Below are 20,655 nucleotides of genomic sequence, written 5' to 3'. Positions count from 1 at the left end.
TACAGTACCTCCATCAGAACAAATTGGTACATAGATTCCTGTCTCATTAAAATATTCATCACGAGCCTTCGCTACCTCAATTAATGCGGTAGCTTGACCTCTCCCTATGCCTTTTTGTTCTCGTGTAATACAAATTGCACCGCCGCCAATTCCTACTTTTACAAAATCAGCACCCGCTTCGGCTAGGAAACGGAAACCTTCTTTATCAACTATATTTCCTGCCCCTATTTTTACGGTATCCCCATAATTCTTCCGGACGTATTCAAGAACAATCTTTTGCCATTCTGTGAATCCTTCGGAACTGTCAATACAAAGAACGTCTACTCCAGCTTGAAGTAATGCTGGAATTCGTTCAGCATAATCTCTAGTATTAATACCTGCACCAACCATATATCTTTTTGATTCATCAATCAACTCATTCTCATTATTCTTATTAGTATTGTAATCTTTTCGAAACACCATCGAAATCAATCTTTGTTCACCATCAATGATTGGAAGACAATTTAATTTGTGTTCCCATATAATATTATTCGCTTCTTTTAATGTGGTATCTTTATTACCACAGATTATTTCTTCGAACGGTGTCATAAAATCTTTAACTTTAGTGTCTAAAGTCATCCGACTAACTCGATAATCTCTGCTAGTTACAATGCCTACTAATTCACCTCTAGAACTTCCATCAATCGTTACTGCTACAGTCGAATGATTTGTTTTCTTCTTTAACATTAACAGTTCGTCTAAAGTAGCTTCAGGAGATATATTTGAATCACTAACAACAAATCCAGCTCTATAACTTTTAACACGAGCAACCATTTGTGCCTGACTTTCAATAGATTGTGATCCGTAAATAAAAGAAAGTCCACCTTCTTTTGCTAAAGATATTGCCATTGTATCATCAGAAACAGACTGCATAATTGCTGATGTCATAGGAATTTTCAAAGAAATAGGAGGTTTATTTCCCTTTATAAATTTGACTAAGGGTGTTTGTAAGCTAACATTTGCCGGTATACACTCCACAGATGAGTAACCTGGTATTAGTAAATACTCACCAAAGGTGCGCGATACTTCATTCAGATAAACTGCCATATTATTTCCCCCCTAGTTCTTGATCTGTTTTTTCCATAAGTTTATATAGACCCTGATACAATCCCATAAGCATCTTATCATCGAAGTCAGTAAATAACTCTTCCATATACTGTTCTTCCTCCTTACCTCTTACCAAGTAATACTCTTTACCCTCAGATGTTAAAGCAACACGCAAACTCCTTCTGTCAATTTCATCTCTTCCTACTTTTGCAAAACCTTTTTTCTCAAGAATATTTATGATTTTTTTCACATTCTGACTCGAAGTACCGACAATTTGAGCAATATCATGTAAGTTTAGAAAGTAATCATCATAAAGAGAAATATTCCACAACACAAATGCTTGTTTTAATGAAAGATCCTTATATCTTCTATCGCCTAAAAGTTGCAAACGGTTAGACAATGTGAAAATTGATCCATAAACATATGCTTTAGGTGTAATTTTTTTTTCGTTTGGAAAATCCATTTTTCCACCTCCAAAATAGGTAACCGGTTATCTATTAAAATACCTAACCAGTTACCTTTTGTCAAGTAACTGAATGGATACAAACGAAAAATGAATAAGGAAAGTGATTTTTGCGGGGCATGCGCCTATTCATGAACTTGTAATGATAGCAAGTGTGTTGCCAACAGGGAACTACTCCTTACTGTTTGAGTTAATGTTTCTCCTAACCCTAGACTAAATTTTACATACATATATATGTATGTAAAATATGGCTGAAAAGTATTCCCTTTGAGAGATCAAATTTTCTTTATCTGTTAAATATCTATCTTATTGCGTAGCTCCAGTTATCTGGAATCAAGAAATCTTAGGTGGTATCCATTTCAAATAAATGATCTCAGTTGTATAACCCCCTTTAAATTGACTGTTTTACTTTTATAGATTTCTAATGTCAATTATATTTTGCATGTGAAATATAAAGTTTTTCTAACCTGGTATTTTTTTATGCGTTATAACTGATAACGCCGAAATTTGCATCCTCTAGATGGCTGGTCTTGGTCAAACCGATAATTGTTGCTGTGACCTCTTCCTTTTGCAACAACTATGCAAGAGCAACTTGCACGCGTTATCCCTCTAAAGCGAGATTTTTGTCTTACCAATGGAGTTATTACAGTGTTTAGATCGCAGCGAGATCAACTCCATTGCCATGGGGAACTAATTTGTTAACAATTAAATTAGCAACCGCATTGACCTTGTGGGCAGATAATATGTATGGGGACTGTTAGAACCCTGAATAACCCAATTCTATTATTAACCTGTACAAGTACATCTCAGAGCCACCCCAATCCTATCTATGTCAGACATAGTTATCTCTTAAATTGTAGTCATCCTTAACGAACAGTAATGAACGTTACGCCTTATTATCAGAATCAATGAAGAAAATATAATAAGCACTACTATGACTACTGCAAACAAAATATAGATCATTAGTTGATCTACCTCCAGTGCAAACTTAGTTTCAATAATGAAATTAATGTTTAGATGTACATCTAATCGTTAATCGGACTATGTTCTTGTCCATTTCGGGAATCGGTACAAGTTCTTGTCTTTTGCTCGGGACAAGAACTTGTACCGATAACATAAAAAAGCGGCTAAAATAGCGACTTCAATGGGAACATGTTCTTGTCTCTCGACATTAGATATTCATCTAATCGGAATTCGGACGATGTTCTTGTCCATTCCGGTAATCGGTACAAGTTCATGTCCTTGGCTCGGGACACAAACTTGTACCGATAAAATAAAAAAGCCGCTAAGATAGCGACTTTAATGGGAATATGTTCTTGTCCCTCGACAATTGAAGTATTTTTTTAACTTTTATGTTCATTTATGTTTTTTCTGGAACCTTTCCTCGTTGTCAAAGCAATTGCCACACGGGAAAGTATCCCTGGTAGTTTCTGGCTTCGCCAAATATAAGATCGGTGCATCTCCGGTAGTTTCGAAGATTACACTTTTTTTTAACTTAGTTACCCAGTCGATAAATTTTGTCCGTAGCTTTTGAAGCCCCATTTGTCTTAAATTTGGTATAACCCCAGGATTCATCTAGACGCAGATGCAACTCTTCCTGTTGTTCGCTTCGACGTAGGTGAAAAAGTTACCCTTTTGGGTGAAACCTTTTTCATAGTTAGTCTCGATAACGCCTTTCCAGCATTGAATTCCTGGATCGGACTCCTATCCATTCCATGGCAAGTGCGGTCAGGATTAATAATGCTATAAGTCCAATCAATACAAAAGATAAGGATTCGTCAAAGGCAGCGCGTCCCGCCGCCCTCAAGAGCTCTGACGCATCGGTCGGCAAATTTTCCGCAAATAACAGTGTTTCATCTAAGCTGTCTTTTACGTTAGCTGGTACTTGAATTCCCTTAGGAATACTCATACGCAGCGTGTACATAAGACCGGACAAACTTCCTACTATGGCAATTCCAGTTGCCCCCCCTACTTCATAAGCTACATTTTCAATTGATGCAGCCATTCCCGCTTTTTCAGGAGGTGCAGAGCTCATGATGGAATGTGAAGCAGCTGTCATGCCTGCTCCTAATCCTCCCCCTAGTAGCGCCAATCCAATAATTTGACCCAAAATTCCGGCATCAAATTGCAAGAGATAAATGATCGTTCCTGCGGCACCAATAAGAAGGGATACACTCTTGATGCGTATCACATTGTAACGATGCATCATCTTTCCGACTAGCGGCCCCGCTACAAAGGCCGCAGCCGGTATACTAAATGTAATAAGTCCCGCTTGCAGCGGAGTTAATTGTTCCACCAGCTGAAGCCGCTGAGTTACGATATACTGAATACCAAGTTGTCCAAAGAAGCCAACTGCAGCTGTAATACATCCTACAGTAAATGGGGATATTTTAAAGAGCGACAAGTCAAGCAATGGTTTGGAGCTTCTCAACATGCGGCAAATAAAAATCAGTAATACGACAATTCCAATTATGGCACTAACTGAGGCAATCGCCGAAGAACCATCGCGTTTTGCAAATTCTTTGATGGCAAAAACAATTGCTACCATAGAAATCATAATCTGAATGGAGCCGGTAATATCCCATTTTCTATCCTTGTTGCCCTCATGACTGGGGACATACAGCAAGGTCAAAATAAACGCCAATATTGCGATTGGTATATTGATTAAAAAGGCGGCGCCCCACCAGTAGTGCTGCACAAGAAATCCACCTACGATTGGGCCGACCCCCGCCCCTCCTGAGGCAATGGCCGCCCAAATCCCTATTGCGAATCCAAGCTCACGCGAATCTGTAAAGGTCACTCTAATGATGGACAATGTAGCAGGCATCATCATTGAAGCTCCAATTGCAAGAAGCACCCGCGCCACTATAAGTACAGTCGGGTTTGGAGCAAAAGCTGCTAAAAGAGATGTTGCAGTAAAAGCAAGCAATCCGAGAGCAAATATTTTTTTGTGACCGTAGCGATCTCCCAATGTCCCCATCGCTGGAAGTAGGCCTGCCATAATGAGTGAATAACCGTTCAGAATCCATAATTTTTCTGATGCCGACGCGCCAAGATCATGGGTTAAGCTTGGCAAAGCTGTATAAAGAATCGTCGAATCCATAACAATGAGCAAAAGTGCACTCGATACGACGCCCAAAATTAGCCACTGTTTGAAATTAAACATCTGTGTTTCCCTCCATGTTCTTCTAATATAGAAATCTTATAAACTTATTGTAAACTATCGGGTTGCCCTATAGTCAAAGCTAATTCTCGGTAGTAAGATACAAGTACAAAGTTTTTTTGATACAATGAGTGAGGAGGAACAACCCGTGTCGAATATTGACAATCGTTACTTCACAACTAGCGAAATGGCGGCCATAAGCGGTGTGAAAAAGCATACTCTTTTTCATTATGACGAGATCGGACTTTTAAAGCCTGAGTTCATAAACACAAACGGTTACCGCTATTATTCTATTAGGCAATCCTATATTTTGGATATTATTAGTGTACTCAAAAAGGCGGGCAGCTCACTAAAGGAGATTAAAGGGTATCTTCAGGACCGGAACAGCCTGGAGCTAGAGAAGCTATTCCAACAAAAGCAACTTGAGCTGGAGATGGAGATACAAAGAATTAAACGAATGCAGGTTATTATGCAAAACGCCATTCAAATGACGAGAACATCAATGAAGGAACTGCGGACTGATCCATTAATAGAAGAATGTCAGGAGGAGTATTTGATTGCTACCCCCCTTAAACAAGGCGATAAAATAGAAATTAATTCTAAGTTAAGTGAGCATCGAAAATATTGTGAGAAGCATTTGATTAATCATGAATTTTCAACATGGGCAATTATTAGTAAAGAAACTTTTGAATCAGACCACTTCTCTTGGAGTTATGTTGCAAATAAACTTAAAGCGCCTATTTCTGGAAATAGAATGATTATCAAACCGAAAGGTTTGTATGTGGTTATGGATTATGTAGGCTCTTACGAGTCTTTGCCGGATGCCTGCGTAATGATAAAAACGTACATAGAAGGCAACGGAATGAAGGTATGTGGAGATGTGTACACTACGGATCTGTTGAATTATTTCTCTGAGATTGATTTCGATAGCTATGCCGTACGAATCTCAGTCGAAGTTTTGATTTAATACACAACAGCCTTCTCGTTCTGGTCAAAACCCCGTGAGTAGAAAGCCCCACACACTATTTTCCTTGTATGATTCGTTGACAAAACTTGATGTCGTAATGAATTCTATCCCATTCCCGATTAGAACGAAAAAAAGGAAAAACGCCATCGTTATTCGATGGCGTTTTCCATACATAATATTGTCAATCCATTTTCATCAATATAGACTTTTAAGTTTCCTTAAGCATTCTTAGCTATGGTTTTGGAACAGATTGACACCCAGTTCCTCAAGAACATCGATTGCTTTTTCAACAGGTAGTCTCGGTAAATTAAACTCACGATCGATCACTTCCCGAACCTCATTGCGGTTAGCTAATGTACGTTTTTCAACCTGCCCGAAGTTGTTTCGGATACTCAAGACATTGTTGACTAATGAAAGCGATTGCTGTCGATCTAATTTCCAAATTTGACATCGTAAGAAGGAGGTGAAAGTACCATTTGGCTGATAATAATTTTCAATCGGTTTTTGAAAATCCTCAAAGCGATATGTTTTGCGGGTATCGAACGTCCAGTTCATTTCAGTAATTAACTTTCCGTCGACCTCTCTGTTGTACGTGTATATTCCTGGTTCATCTCCAGGGCGCAACCTTATCTCTATTCCACCAAAACGAGACACCTGGTTGGGATCGGTCTCCAGTCGAACGGGCTCAAAGAACGGGGAGCCGTTCCCGCAATCCACATATAATTCTTCTTGTTCATCCGGGAGTAGAACGAGAAGTGCAACGTGCCCGCCGCCTAATAAAGCGTAGCGGCTGTGAAATCCAAGACTGTTCAATAATTTGTTGAGACTGCTGTTTATGACATAGCACGTTCCTCCCGTATGATGCTGAAAGAGGTGCTCCACAAACTTCTGTTCATCCTGCTTAAGCCTTTTTTGCTTGTGGTACGCTTTGAAATTTATTAATGTACTCACGTTTTCGAAAGGAATTCGATTTAGATGGGCAGTGCAAATCATTTTTAAATAGTCATAAGAAGGTTCTTGAACGGGAACTTGAATGTATTTCAAATATTGAATAGCCCATGACGGTAATGATTTTTGAATCAAGATATTCTCTTCCTTCCATTTCTTCAATTAAATATAAGAGCGATTCACTCCAAGGGGTGTTAGGTACAAATTCGGGCATGTTAAGATCTTACCCACGACCTTCTACCAAATCAATAACAAGTGAAGCAATGATGAAAATACCACAACTCCCACAAAAATAGCGATAAAGGACTCATCAAACGCTGATCAACCGTTCTCCATCAATGCTTCGGGAGCTTGCCTAGGTAATCTTTCCGTGACCAACAGCGCTTTATCCAGACAGTATTTCACATCTTCGTAACTTGAAGTCCCGAAGGATTTTTCATTGCCAAAGAGTAAACAAAACCTGCCAGACTTCCGATGATTGCGATTCCGCTTGCTCCACCAAATTTCATAGGCCACTTCCTGAGACATTATAAACTGTATACCCCACTGTCCGAATAGACCCAACAACGCTGTAATAAATCAAGTGGTGAACGGAGATATTCTAAAAAGTGATAGTTTTAGAAGTGGCTTGAAACTTCTCAATTGAACACGAATAAAGATGATCACCACTATTCTGATAACAGCGCTAATAGTTGAAAGAATTGGTGACCCTTCGCGTTCAAATTCTTTGATGGCATAGACAAGTGCTGCCTAATAGGTCCAAGGCCTGCTCCCCCAGAGGCAACGGTACCCCAGATAGTATAGACATACGCCTGTGAAGTACCTGCATAATGTATTCGAGAAGTAATAAACTTAATTAAATTGTTAATGAGAATAAGGACTTGCTACAAGACCCAAGACTTACAGAGCATACAGATGAAAATACCTACATTACTCATTCTCAAATGACTTTGTTTGCATTGCTGTAGACGTTTTTCGAATAAGCAGCATATAGCTTGTAATTGCCGCAACAACCAATCCCGTGATGACGATTGAAATAGGGGCTGCTGTCTCTTTACCACCTAAGCCTGTTAAGGGGGCAGCGATTCCTCCAAGTACGAATGACAAACTAAGCAGCAAAGCAGATGCGCTTCCTGCAGCACGTCCCTGATCCTGAAGAGCGAGCGATGTTGATGTGCTCATCACTAGTCCTACATTGGAAACAATTAAAAAGAAACCGGCAAGAACGACTGGTAAAGAGGCTAAAAAGGTTACGGAAGCAATTAACAGGAGCGCTCCTATCATTGCGATCATTAGCCCAACGATCAACAACTTGCGTGGAGCAATTTTCCCAGCAAGTCTGCCTGCAACTTGCGTAGTCACGATGATACCAATTCCGTTCAAAGCGAACACAAGACTAAACCCACGTGGAGTCATACCATACAGTTCCTGTAATACAAAAGACGACCCTGAAATATATGCAAACATGGCTGCCATAATGAAACCTTGCGTCAAGGCATAACCCATAAAATTGGGATTACCAAACAACCCTCGGTATGTAATAAGCGTATGACGGAGTCCCCCTTCTGAACGTCGCTCGAATGGAAGCGTTTCTTTAAGACCAAAAAAAACGGCGGTAAACAGTATCACTCCTAAGATACCTAATAAGACAAATATACCTCGCCATGAGGTGAGTGTTACAATTTCCGCACCGGCTATAGGTGCAATAATTGGAGCTGTCCCATTTATAAGCATCAACAGTGCTAAAAACTTAGTTAATTCCGTTCCAGAGTAAAGGTCTCGGACACTCGCGAAAGCAATAACGATACCTGCAGAACCAGCAACACCTTGGATAAACCGCAGCACAATAAATAATGAAATATTAGGAGCAATTACACATAAAAAAGAAATGACCGCATATATGCTGATTCCGATTAACAGCGGAGCACGACGTCCTTTCCAATCGCTGATTGGTCCCAGGATTAATTGTCCAAGTGCAATACCGATAAGTGTTGCAGTTAGACTGAGTTGTGCTATTGAAGCAGAAGCCTCTAAATTCATAGAGATTGTCGGTAGTGCTGGCAAATACATATCAATACTCAAAGGTCCGATCCCGGCAAGTAGACCTAAAATAATGGCAATAAGGAGTCGCTTTGACTTTGATTTAGGTTGTAAAGATGTGCTTGTTGTTAACATGTGTTTCAAACCCCTTTTCTTATCTCTCCCCTATTTACCTCAGTATTCTAAATAAACGATTTGGAGGAAACACGTTTAATACCAGCGAGTACTGAGTTCATTATTGGCTTTAAATGAACTACAAAATAAGACCACGAATCACCTACCGGTGAAGTTAACCGACAAGCTCTTCTTTTCGCTCTTTCTTCGACATTTTCCTTTGGGCAGAAATCAGATTATAGTAAAGTCCCCTCTTCTCTATCAAATCTGAATGAGAGCCCATTTCCGCAATTTTGCCTTTATCCAGTACGACAAGCCTGTCAGCATGGCGAAGCGTCGACAGCCTATGGGCAATAGCAATGGTTGTTCTTCCACGCATGACTCGTTGAAGCGCCTCCTGAATGACACCCTCTGTCTCAATATCGAGCGCTGAGGTCGCTTCGTCTAATATAAGCAACGGTGGATCGTTCAGTATCGCCCTTGCAATCGCCAGACGCTGCCGCTCTCCGCCAGATATATTGTTCCCGTTCTCCTGAAGCAAAGTGTCATAGGCATCCGGCAAATTCATGATAAAGGAATGCGCATTAGCAATTTTGGCGGACCGGATGACCTCTTCCTGTGTCGCATCCGGTTTTGAATACCGAATATTATCCAGTATTGTGCCTGTGAATAAGAAGGTCTCTTGAAGCACGACACCGATCTGGGAACGCATATCATCCTGCTGGATATTCCGGATGTCTACACCATCAATTGTAATTTGACCCTCATTCACATCATAAAAACGGGAGACGAGGTTAATCAGAGTCGACTTACCGGAACCTGAGTGACCCACCAAACCAATCATTTCCCCCTCATGAATATCAAAGGACACATTCTTAAGAACCGGCTCATAGGACTTATAGCTAAAGTAAATATTTCGGAATGATATAGTCCCGCGAATTTTATGCTTCACAGCCCTTTCAGCCTCTAGCACCTCCGGCTGTTCATCAATGACCGAGAATACACGGTCAATCGAAATCAGTCCATTAGCAACCCATCTTGGCATAAACATCATCCAGGAAATTGGCCCAAACACCATGGACGCATACATGCTGAACTTGATCAATTCGCCTACATTCATCTGATTGTCTAGAATCATGTTGCAGCCAAGCAGTAGAACAAAATACTGGCCGAGCTGGATCAAATAGTTGGTTATTGGAGCAAGCATGTTAAAGAGGGTTTCGCTTTTTATTGTAGCGATGGCAAATTCACTATTGAAGGTGCGAAATTTTTTAATCTCGTGGGCTTCCTTGCCGAACGCCTTGACGACCCGGATTCCGCTCAGCACATCATGCATGAATGAGCTCCCCCGGTCATAGATTGCCCACTGCTTTTCATATAGCTTCCACAGGACATGCTTCCAGATATACATGTTAATGTAAGCTACAATAGGGGCAGGCAGCAGTACAACGCATGCTAAGCGCCAGTCAGCAGTAAAAAGCAGAGTACTAGCAGCAACCAGCAAAATCAGTTGATAGATTGCGGTTGTACATAACTCTTGAATCAATTGGCGGATACGATCTGTATCTGCAGTTACCCGGTTCATCACATCCCCCGCCCGTTGGGAGGTCATGAAACCCAGAGACAGGTTTTGTAATCTCTCATACACCATTCTGCGTAGGTCTGCGACAATATTGGAGCTGGCATTTGCCATTACACGTGCCCGGACAATCGACAGCAGTTCTCCAATGACAAGTCCACCAATCATGGCGGCAAGCGCCATATAAAACAGTCTCATGCTTGGACTCTGCCCATCAGGCGGTCGCAAGACACCGTTAATCAAAACTTCCTGAAAATAAGGTCCTGTCAATGCAATAGCGGAAGCTGCAATCATGACAACCAGCCCTGTCGTAAGCGACTTCCAATGCACCTTCGAGACATGAAAAAGCTTTTTGAAAGCCGCGGACTTACTAGTGCATCTTGGGCAAACGCGGGTACCTTCCACTAATCGCCCGCCGCACTTCACACAAGCAGTTTCTTCTTCCTGATTAAAAATTCGAACTGTAAGGGATGCAGATTTATCATTCAATACCTGTGCCATATAAGCAAAGCGGGTGGCATGCTTCATCGTTGAGCGGACGAGGATACGCTTTCCCTGTTCATCTTCGGTCTCAAGCACCACATTCCCGATGAGTGGAATGACCTTATATGCCCATGAATCTGAAATAACACCAACTTCCTTCGCTTGCCCATGCTCAATGTAAGCCCATTTGATTTGCCCAATAACCAGAAAGCCTGCTGTACGGTAGCCCAGTAGCGAAAGGTTAGCCGGGACACAATATTCAATCTCTGTTCCGACAGCCTTCTTAGCGGCAATCCTATCCTGCTCTGCAAGCGAATAATTAATATTCATCGGCTCACACCATCTCTTTCCTGTCCGCTTTGTTTGTTTAGAAGGGCCTCACTATCCATACATGCATAACTCTACCATCCGGAATTCCTTGTCCTGCAGCTTGCTTATATTCGGGATAACAAATCGATTGCCGTCAACATCAGTCACAAGTAGCCGGTCGGGACTTACCAGCTTTACATTACCTCCACCGCCTCTGACCGTGAAACGACATAGCCCCGCTGAAGTCTCAGTTTCCCAATAGGAGTAGCCAAACTCCTCATTCACGGTAATTACCTTACGGATTTCCGGGGTGAAATAACGAATTTGCAACTGTTCCTCCAGCAGTTGCTGCGTGTTATCCGAAAAATCACTCAGACGGCGAATCATGCCAATTTCTCTATTCTCCAATGTCCGGACAGACAAAAACATGTGTTTATTCGTATGCGGGAAGGAACAATGCACATAGACGGCCGAATGCGTCTCGTCCCCCACTGTTACAGCCAACATCTGACCTTCCGTTTTATGAAAGACTACATTATCCTCCGTTAGATAATGCATGTCTGCTGCATCGGACAGCGATCCCGCTGTTATTTCTTCCTCTAGCAACTCTCCCGTCTGGTCTGGAGTCGACTCCTTTCGTGTCTCAGACGAACTCATACTGAAATCACCTCACTCATCTTTAAAGCTTCATCATGCTTTTTCACCAAATGATAATAAGCACCATCGGTACCCATTAAAGTTTCATGTGTTCCTTCTTCTATGACCTTGCCTTGATCCATCACGACCAAGTAGTCGGCCTTACGAAGTGTAGAGAGGCGATGTGCGATGGCAATCGTTGTTCGCCCTCGAATCAACTTATCCAGCGCCTCCTGGATTTGCAGTTCAGTCTCCGTATCAAGAGAAGCAGTCGCTTCATCAAGGATCAGTATTTTCGGGTTATGCAGAATCGCTCGCGCGATGGACAATCGCTGTTTTTCACCTCCCGATAAATTGTAACCTCCCGTTCCTACGATCGTATCGTATCCATCGGGAAGCTTCTCAATAAAATCGTGGGCATTGGCGATTTTAGCAGCATGAACGATATCCATGACGCTGCAATTCGGGTTGGCGTACGCAATATTTTCAGCAATACTACCTGAAAACACATACACATCCTGTGATACAATTCCAATATTGGATCGCAACGACTCCGCCGCCAAATCTTTTACGTTCACTCCGTCGATTGTAATAGCCCCTTCATTCACATCGTACAGCCGGGAAATGAGATTAACGAGAGTTGATTTGCCTGCTCCGGAATGTCCGACAATGCCCAGCATTTGTTTTGCCTTCACCTGAAACGTAACATTCTTCAGAATGGATTTATTTGGCTCATAGCCAAATACCACATTCGTTACCTTTATTTCTCCCCTCATGTCCGGAATCCGGGTCGCATTCTCCTTTTCCTTCACATCCGGGTTGGCATCTTGAATTTCAAACAACCGCTGCGAAGCCGTCACACATCGCGACCACCAACCTATGATATTGTTCATAAACTCTATAGGACCATACAACATATACATATAGTGGACAAAGGTGAGCATAAGTCCGAATGAAATTTCACCTTTAAGCACCATCCAGCCCCCAAATGTCCAGATAAACATGCCCCCCATTTGGGTTAAAGCATTAAGCATAGGAAAGATTGTGCCGCTCAAACGGTTGTAATTTTGCTCTGCGCCGGAGAAATGCACGTTGGCCTCTTGGAATCGTTGCATCTCACGTTGCTCCATACCAAATGCCTTTATGACTCGGACCCCCCTGATGGAGTCGCTTATGATTGAGTTCATCGCAGACATACGGCGATGGGTCCGCGATGAAAGGCTTAACAGCTTGGGGAATACGTTTCGTACCAGATAAAAAACGATCGGGAGCGGCAAATAGCAAAGCAATGTAAGCTTCCAGTCCAGTACCAACAGAATGATGGTTATTCCAATGATATTCATTGCATTGACAATGAAATAAGAAAAAACATCAATTAAAAAAATTTGCACCTCGGCTGAGTCGTAATTAACCCGCGTCATTAGCTGTCCCGTCTGTTTTCGCTGAAAAAAGTTCAGTGACAAGCGTTGCATCGCAGTAAATATAACCGATTTCAGATCGAAAACAACGTTGGCAACCATTTTCACATTCATGGTACTGAATAAGACACCAGACAACAGAGATAAGGTTCGAAAAACAATGATCAGAAAAATGACCAGCCCTATCTGGTCGCCAAAATATCCTTCACCTTTAAGCGCTTGATCAAATAGAGCAGTACCTGTCAAATAAGGAATGACAAGTCCGGTCGCGGAATTCAGCAACATTAACAAAATAACGAGCAAGGCGGTGGTTTTGTAAGGTCTCACAAACGATAGCAGCCGGAAAACCAATGTGCTTTTCTTCATGCATTTCGGACAAACCTCCCTGCCTTCTTCCGGATAAATCTTTCCGCATTTGGGACAAGAAAAGTTGATTATCTCCTCCTTTAATAACTCGCTGTCTGGTTCTTCTTCCTGTTTCAACTTCTCGAAAATTGCAGCAAACTTAGATGCCTTACTCATTAGACCATTCGTGAATAAGGCAATGACTCTCTCCTGAGGAGCCTTCATCACCAACATGCCTGAAGCGACAAGATTAACAGTAAAAACAGATTCGATATCTTTGATTTGGAACGTCTGAACCGACCATTCCCCCTCCTCCCGGATGCTATTTCTTTGGATAAGGGAAGGGTAGCCCCTATAAATTTTTTCATGATCGGGTTCATTGATACTTGTGGCAATAAGCAGCTTTTGTCGGGACAAGGCGATGTATGTATCGAGAAAAAAACCTTCTGTAGTACGATCGCATGTCATTTCGAACAGGATATCCTTCTCTGACCATTCGTGCTGCTGCAGCATTGTTAATTTTTCTCTAAAATGAATAGTCATCATCTCCGTAGATAGCATCCATAACAATCACTTGTTGATTACCAACACCATTTGGAATGACTCAATCTTATTTCTGGTTATTTACTTTGTCAACTTTTTTGTTTAAAAAGTATATTTTAAAAAACAAGCCTACCCCTGATCAAGCTATTTAAGTTTTACTTTCAAAAAAAACGGTTTCTTGGCTGTCCCCCTCGTCCTTCGAGATGCAGGCATTGACTCTCCTTGAGAGGGCTTTGTTCCCAAAGTACTCAGCTTGCCCGACTGTTATAGTTTACGTTATGTATTGACACTGAAATCATTGTGTAATAGATTTATGGCAGACTTTCTAAAGTATAATATTTAAAAAGTCAAAAGATGTTAGTTTGAATGTGTGAGCTACTTACCAGTGGCTAAGTAGTATTTTGAGAGGATTGTACTGGAGGAGAATCAGATGGCTTTGTTGTTCAAAAATAGAGGTACAATGATGCTTCTAATGTTTAATTTATTTTTGGTATTTGCAGGTATCGGTCTGGTCATACCCGTCATTCCAAAATATATTACGATGCTAGATATTACTGGAAGCACAGCCGGTTTACTTACCGCCTCCTTTGCTTTTACACAGTTAATTTTTTCTCCACTGGCAGGAAGGCTTTCTGATTCCTTCGGACGCAAGCGTATTATTGTCACAGGGATGCTGGTCTTCGCTTGTGCTGAGGTGATATTCGGATTAGCTGATTCTGCCCTACTCCTCTTCGTTTCTCGGTTGATGGGAGGTGTTAGTGGAGCGTTCATCATGCCAGCGGTTATGGCCTATGCTGCGGATATGACGACAGAGGAAGAACGTGCTAAAGGGATGGGCTATATCAATGCTTCTTTTTTGACAGGTTACATCATTGGTCCAGGCATCGGGGGTTATCTGGCGGAGTTTGGCATACGTGTGCCGTTCTATGTGGCGGGTGCTGCCGGACTTGTGGCAGCAATCATTACGACGATCGTGCTACGAGAATCTAGGGCTACTCGTAAATCAGATGAAAAGAATACCATCGTTACCCAAAAAGAGCCTCAAAAAAGTTTACTTCAACAATTGCGTTTCGCTTACCGGGAACCTTATTTTATCAGTCTGATTCTTGTGTTCGTCATGTCTTTTGGGCTTGCCAATTATGAAGCAATATTCGGTCTCTTCGTCGACCATAAGCTCGGCTTTACACCGAAGGATATTGCGTTTATTTTTACTTTTGCTTCTATTGGAGGAGCTCTCATTCAATTATCTGTTTTCGGCTGGATTATGAACCGTTTAGGAGAGAAGCTGGTCATTACACTCTGTTTGCTCGCTTCAGGTATTTTCATCCTTTTGACGTTGTTCGTTCACCAATTCTGGCTCATCTTTGCGGTAACCTTTATTATATTCCTATCCATCGATCTTTTACGGCCGGCAATTAGCACACAAATGTCTATGGTTGCGGAAGAACAACAGGGGTATGTTGCAGGACTTAACTCCGCTTTTACCAGTCTTGGCAATATAGTAGGACCAGTAGCAGCAGGCATGTTGTTCGATGTAAATATGAACTTTCCTTATGTGGTTGCCGGAATGATTTTGATTCTGACCGTTGGGCTTATGTTATTCACAGGTAACAAACGTGTACTGCCTACAAGTAATGATAGAAATGAGCGGAATGTCGAGAGTTGCTAAGACTCTTTTTAGGGGTTCGAGCAGAAAAGATTTATCCATAAATGATTTACCGCTATTGGTTTGAACTAGGAGATATAATTATGAATAGGTTATTTTTATTAAAAAGTTTTGTATGATGGAATACAGGTATTATGCCCTCATGGTAACTACTTTTCAATTAGAAACTTCCCCTTTTTAGTGGTGCTTTTTCACGATAATACTAAACTGCATCATGCTAAGGATATTGTCTATACAGTTAAACGTTTAACGTCACCTTTCTTCCGGCAGAACGTTTGCTTGGAGGATTGCACGTCTTCCTGTAAGCGGACCGTTCCGGGTGATTGAGAATGATAACTCCCAAATTGTTCTCGAGGCCTCTCCTTCCTATTCTAGGGAAGAGCTCGACTCGATCGGGTTGAACTGTGGATCATACTTGAAACACGTCAGCGTCCATTGCCACTAGAGGAAATAGAAGGAGATACCCTCCCCTATATGCATCCATTTCAACTTCACAAGTGCATCAATCAACTGCCTGACGTCGAACGAGTAGAAAATGGGTGCACTTTCAACTGAACAGGCCAGGGCCTCTGGAATCTAATTTTATCGACATTGGCTTTCTCGTGTAGCCAACTCACACCGTATGAATACTGGTCTCAACAATCATACCTATGACCTAGTTGAACCGCCGCTTGAGATGCTTGCTCTACAGGTCACATCAAGCGTAGCGACTCGAATTTTTTCGTGGGCTGTTTGCTATTACACGCTCTCCTTTTGCAAGTGCAGCTTCAGTAAAATTCTGGCCTACCCCGCTTCCAGTTACCATCCACACTTTCCTCTCCTTATTTAGATTGAGTTACTATGCGTAAGATCCATTGACCTTGTGTATCTTAGTATAGTGTAATACTTTGTAAATAGTCGAAACGTGCTAAATCATGCCAAAAACTCCGTTTCTCCTGCTTTTTATATTATTATAGCCGAATTGCATACGCAGCTTTTAGAGAGGAAGATACTTATGTCCCAGCTTACTGAAAAACCTTCAGACGTTTTACAACGCTTGATTTATGATTGCAATGATTATTCCTTTTCTCATGGTATAAGTAAAACCAGCATTCCCTTTGTTTCGTTATTAAAAACAGATAACCCAAGCACAATTCAATATGGTTTTTTTGACCCAGGGATATGTGTAGTTCTTCAGGGTAATAAAAAACTAATTCTCCCTAACAACACTTACAACTATGGAGCTGGTGATTTTATTGCTTCTAACCTTCATCTACCTATCAAAGGTCAGGTGACTCAAGCTACACCTGAGTCACCATATTTAGCGATTCGAATTACTTTTACACCTTATGAAATTGCGTCCGTAGCTATGGATGCCAGAATCGAAAATATTTGTCAAAAACGTCTAACAGAAGGCGTATTTATTGGAAAGACTGGAATTGAAGTATTGCATGTCCTTGAGCGTTTACTACAACTTGATACAGACAAAGAAGCAGCCAATTTTCTTGCCACTAGTGCCAAGCGTGAACTGATCTACCGCTTGTTGACCGACGATGGTGGTGCACGCTTTTACAAAAATATGCTACTGCATCATGATGCGGCAGGCGTCATCAAGGCAATCCATTATGTTAAAGAAAACTATTTACACACCCTGAATGTAGAAGAGATTGCCAAAGTAGGTGGCATGAGTACTTCTACAATGCATCAAAAATTTAAAGCTGTCACCACACTAAGTCCGATTCAATATCAGAAGAAACTCCGTCTTCAGGAAGCACGTAGAATTTTACTTACTGAAAGTGCTAATGTTACTTCAGCTGCATTGGAGGTTGGGTACGAAAGTCTGACTCAATTCAACCGCGAATACAAGCGCTTTTTCGGTCTGCCACCCCTTAAGGATATTCGTACTGTGGGTAACCATTCCAAGGAAAACATAAATGAATCTGCATATGTTGATTCGTTACTATAGTAAACACTATGTGTAGGGCATTCTGTTATTCTCTAGAAGGTTTTTCAACGATAAAATAACTTCATCTATTTCTATGCTTGAGTTGTAATAGCCGCGTAGGTTATTTTACTCCATTTGTACTTAAATAAAATATTCATTAGACAGACAAGTCCCTCTGTGGATGGTGATATGAAAAATTTCATCCTAACAATAGAGCGGATTCTGTCTTTTTTTATTACATGGAAATTACTTGAATCGGAAACCTCGGACAAAAAGTAATCTGTTTTTCATCTCCTCTTTTAAGGAATCTCCGTTTCAACCCTATTACACTTTCCCAAATTTAATTAATTAATAACTGAATCGATTTAGCTATACCGTGGGCCTGAACCATCTACGTAAACCACTTCTCTTTACGGAACTTACTGATGTTGAATCAATATGAGAAGTCCCTTCAGTAATTACACAGCAATTTTTCCTGGTGTAGAACTAGCTGATAAACAGTGCTTCAGTTGAACAACATTGAAGTGAAGTCATCACCGAACAGGATATGTGTAATAAAGATATAAACTGTATAGATAAAACAACAGAGTTTTAGGCAAGAATTCAGCCCTTTTCGACTATTTACTTAATTATTATCACACTATAATAAAATACATAAGGTTACTAAATAACAACCTTGTAAAAAAAGCATGTTAACTAAGGAGAGAAATAATATGTAAAAAACGTAGTTGATCTCTGTAGAAATTTCGAAATTATTCTCAACGGTATCTGATACTCTGAGGTCAAAATGGATCTCTCAATTGTTTGTTTGGTATTTTAGGCTATTAACTACAGCATGTTCCTTTATCTTTATGGCTAGAAAACAAGCCAGAATAATTGACTAAGACAGCTAAAAACGCTATAGAGAAAGCCAACAACCGACTAATTCCCTAGTTAATAGGTGTAAATACTCTATTATGTGAAAAAGAGAATATCTCGTTAGATTAATCAACTAAGTTCAATATAGGAGGGCACAAAAAGGAATGAATAGTATGACAGAGAAAAGAAAACACAATCCATGGTTATCGGTAATTGCCGTTGCATTAGGTGCTTTTTCACTTATTATTGCTGAGTTTTTACCGGTAGGACTGCTTCCGGAAATCAGCAGAGAGTTGGGAATTACGGAAGGCAGAGCAGGGTTGATGGTTTCGATTACCGGCTTACTTGCGGCAATTGGAGCACCAGTGACAGCTATTATGATTGGTCGATTGGATCGACGTTTTGTTTTGGTAGGATTTACATTGCTTCAGGTTATTTCGTGTTTGTTATCAGCTTACTCTCAAAGCTTCATGGTAATGATGGTTGCCAGAGTCTTTTTAGGATTTAGTGTGGGTGGATTTTGGGCGATCTCTATTGCAACAGGCGCTCGTTTGGTTCCTAAAAACAAAATGGCACAGGCAGTAGCTGTAATCACAGGAGGTATTTCGATAGCCACTATTATAAGTGTACCTGCCGGAACGCTGATTGCATCAATGTTCAATTGGCGAATCGCATTTATAGCCTCAGCCGTTCTTGGCATACTGGTTTTGTTTATTCAAATATTATGGCTACCAAAGCTAACAACAGAAAACGCGTTGGGATTATCAGGTTTTTTTGGAGTGTTGCGTAATCGAAAGCTTCATATTGTGCTGCTCTACAGCATATTCGCTTTCGGTGGTCATTTTGCTAGTTATACATTTGTAACTCCATTCTTTCAGCAGATTACAGTATTCAGTACATTGGCAATTAGCATACTAATGTTGGCTTACGGAATTATGGGCGTACTTGGAAATCTCCTTGGTGGCATTACAGCCAGTCGTAATTTTCACGGTACGCAAATAACTGTCACAATATTATTCTCTGTTGCTTTGCTTACCTTAGCTCTTTTTGGTCAGTTTCAGATCGTAGCGAGTGGAGCGCTATTACTATGGGCGCTTGCGTTTGGAATTATCCCGCTATCTGCTCAATTATGGGTACAATATACCTCACCAGAGGCACCTGAAGGTGCACAAGCAATGGCGACTGCCATTACTCAACTCGCAATTTCATTAGGAGCTTTTGTGGGTGGAGTAGCTGTTGATAATATGGGTTTAAAAGCAGCCATGGCTTTAGGGGCTATACTTGGAATCTTAGCACTTGGGATGATATTCGTGGCCCGGGAAGACAAAAAGAAGGTAGAAGCATCAGATTAAGAGCAAATTGGATTAAAGGGGAAGAACCTAATGTGCCTCCAAGCTCCTTTCTTTTTTCGAAATGTACCGTTTTCGGTATAGTGTATTTTGATACTAGTGAAGGCTGTATGTGTTCTTTAATTAGATAATCACCTAATCGGTAATCAGACTATGTTCTTGTCCATTCCGGCAATCGGTACAAGTTCTTGTCCTTGGCTTGGGACAAGAACTTGTACCGATAAAATAAAAAAGCCGCTAAAATAGCGACTTCAATGGGACCATGTTCTTGTCCCTCGACATGCTTAGCCAAATATCTCAATTAAATATCCGGTCATCGCTTCAGCTTCATTTACTTTCCTGCAAATTGCTCAAGTTGACGTCAATGTGGATGATGCTCTGAATAACCCTGATTATATTGTAAACACATATGATCTAACTCCAGATTTCTTCTATACTGGAACGAATGATTATAATGCAAAATTAACACTGGTTTTTTGATAAAACGAATACATTGGTTGGGGCATCTGAAGTCAGTCAGACCGCTGCCGATGACATTAGCAATTCTGTTAGCGTAATTGGACTGAATATCGAAACACGCTCATGGAAAAAAGAATTTATGCCTATCTTCCCTGCTCTTGCATATAAAGTTCGTGAGTTTATTTAAGAAGTGATAAATAAAAGCAGAAATACAGCATTTTATGGTGCTATATTTCTGCTTTTTTTCTTCATTATTAAAAATGATCTTTCAATAAATGGCTACATTTGAGTTAGGAGTAGTGGCC

General features: G+C 40.9%; 12 protein-coding genes. 4 read left to right on the top strand and 8 right to left on the bottom strand.

Going from position 1 to position 20,655, the window contains the following annotated elements; translation table 11 throughout:
* The 3 genes from HP548_RS23165 to HP548_RS23155 all read right to left on the bottom strand — a co-directional run.
* Window positions 1-1,086, bottom strand: a 1,086-nt coding sequence (locus tag HP548_RS23165; protein WP_175383013.1) for an IMP dehydrogenase, incomplete at its 3' end; no start/stop codon positions are given.
* A 1-nt stretch (window position 1,087) separates the two neighbouring features.
* Window positions 1,088-1,549, bottom strand: coding sequence for a MarR family winged helix-turn-helix transcriptional regulator (locus HP548_RS23160; protein WP_175383012.1), 462 nt, complete (start codon window positions 1,547-1,549; stop codon window positions 1,088-1,090).
* A 1,657-nt stretch (window positions 1,550-3,206) separates the two neighbouring features.
* Window positions 3,207-4,715 carry an MFS transporter gene (locus HP548_RS23155; protein ID WP_175383011.1) on the bottom strand — a complete coding sequence of 503 codons (1,509 nt, stop codon included), beginning with the start codon at window positions 4,713-4,715 and terminating at the stop codon, window positions 3,207-3,209.
* A 145-nt stretch (window positions 4,716-4,860) separates the two neighbouring features.
* On the opposite strand from HP548_RS23155, the gene HP548_RS23150 reads away from it, so the two are divergent.
* Window positions 4,861-5,679 (top strand): MerR family transcriptional regulator, encoded by an 819-nt coding sequence (locus HP548_RS23150; protein WP_175383010.1) that lies wholly within the window; start codon window positions 4,861-4,863, stop codon window positions 5,677-5,679.
* 228 nt (window positions 5,680-5,907) lie between these two features.
* Here the strand turns inward: HP548_RS23150 and HP548_RS23145 are convergent, their stop codons facing one another.
* The 5 genes from HP548_RS23145 to HP548_RS23125 form a co-directional block, all read right to left on the bottom strand.
* A complete protein-coding gene (locus tag HP548_RS23145) occupies window positions 5,908-6,762 on the bottom strand; it encodes an arylamine N-acetyltransferase (protein ID WP_175383009.1) in 855 nt (284 codons plus the stop codon).
* 795 nt (window positions 6,763-7,557) lie between these two features.
* Window positions 7,558-8,802: a multidrug effflux MFS transporter gene (locus HP548_RS23140; protein WP_175383008.1), complete on the bottom strand. Its 1,245-nt coding sequence runs from the start codon at window positions 8,800-8,802 to the stop codon at window positions 7,558-7,560.
* A gap of 154 nt (window positions 8,803-8,956) precedes the next feature.
* Window positions 8,957-11,173: an ABC transporter ATP-binding protein gene (locus HP548_RS23135; RefSeq protein ID WP_175383007.1), complete on the bottom strand. Its 2,217-nt coding sequence runs from the start codon at window positions 11,171-11,173 to the stop codon at window positions 8,957-8,959.
* A 51-nt stretch (window positions 11,174-11,224) separates the two neighbouring features.
* Window positions 11,225-11,809, bottom strand: a complete 585-nt coding sequence (locus HP548_RS23130; protein ID WP_175383006.1) for a DUF1854 domain-containing protein — start codon at window positions 11,807-11,809, stop codon at window positions 11,225-11,227.
* Complete coding sequence (locus tag HP548_RS23125) at window positions 11,806-14,064, bottom strand: ABC transporter ATP-binding protein (RefSeq protein ID WP_246318189.1); 2,259 nt, start codon at window positions 14,062-14,064, stop codon at window positions 11,806-11,808. The genes HP548_RS23130 and HP548_RS23125 overlap by 4 nt, the downstream gene beginning before the upstream one ends.
* Before the next feature lie 460 nt (window positions 14,065-14,524).
* On the opposite strand from HP548_RS23125, the gene HP548_RS23120 reads away from it, so the two are divergent.
* From HP548_RS23120 to HP548_RS23110, 3 genes are all read left to right on the top strand, one after another.
* Complete coding sequence (locus HP548_RS23120) at window positions 14,525-15,763, top strand: MFS transporter (protein ID WP_175383005.1); 1,239 nt, start codon at window positions 14,525-14,527, stop codon at window positions 15,761-15,763.
* Between the two features lie 991 nt (window positions 15,764-16,754).
* Window positions 16,755-17,705, top strand: coding sequence for an AraC family transcriptional regulator (locus HP548_RS23115; RefSeq protein ID WP_175383004.1), 951 nt, complete (start codon window positions 16,755-16,757; stop codon window positions 17,703-17,705).
* Between the two features lie 1,001 nt (window positions 17,706-18,706).
* Complete coding sequence (locus HP548_RS23110) at window positions 18,707-19,894, top strand: MFS transporter (protein WP_175383003.1); 1,188 nt, start codon at window positions 18,707-18,709, stop codon at window positions 19,892-19,894.
* Window positions 19,895-20,655: the final 761 nt, after the last annotated feature.

This window comes from Paenibacillus taichungensis, assembly GCF_013359905.1.
In the GTDB taxonomy this organism is placed as follows: domain Bacteria; phylum Bacillota; class Bacilli; order Paenibacillales; family Paenibacillaceae; genus Paenibacillus; species Paenibacillus taichungensis.
The sequence above is the reverse complement of the archived record's forward strand: the minus strand, read 5'-3'. Positions and strand labels throughout refer to the sequence as shown.

Coding starts and splice junctions, on each gene's coding strand:
- HP548_RS23115 (WP_175383004.1), top strand. CDS start 16,755: ATGTCCCAGCTTACTGAAAAACCTTCAGACGTTTTACAACGCTTGATT.
- HP548_RS23130 (WP_175383006.1), bottom strand. CDS start 11,809: ATGAGTTCGTCTGAGACACGAAAGGAGTCGACTCCAGACCAGACGGGA.
- HP548_RS23155 (WP_175383011.1), bottom strand. CDS start 4,715: ATGTTTAATTTCAAACAGTGGCTAATTTTGGGCGTCGTATCGAGTGCA.
- HP548_RS23120 (WP_175383005.1), top strand. CDS start 14,525: ATGGCTTTGTTGTTCAAAAATAGAGGTACAATGATGCTTCTAATGTTT.
- HP548_RS23110 (WP_175383003.1), top strand. CDS start 18,707: ATGAATAGTATGACAGAGAAAAGAAAACACAATCCATGGTTATCGGTA.
- HP548_RS23160 (WP_175383012.1), bottom strand. CDS start 1,549: ATGGATTTTCCAAACGAAAAAAAAATTACACCTAAAGCATATGTTTAT.
- HP548_RS23140 (WP_175383008.1), bottom strand. CDS start 8,802: ATGTTAACAACAAGCACATCTTTACAACCTAAATCAAAGTCAAAGCGA.
- HP548_RS23135 (WP_175383007.1), bottom strand. CDS start 11,173: ATGAATATTAATTATTCGCTTGCAGAGCAGGATAGGATTGCCGCTAAG.
- HP548_RS23125 (WP_246318189.1), bottom strand. CDS start 14,064: ATGCTGCAGCAGCACGAATGGTCAGAGAAGGATATCCTGTTCGAAATG.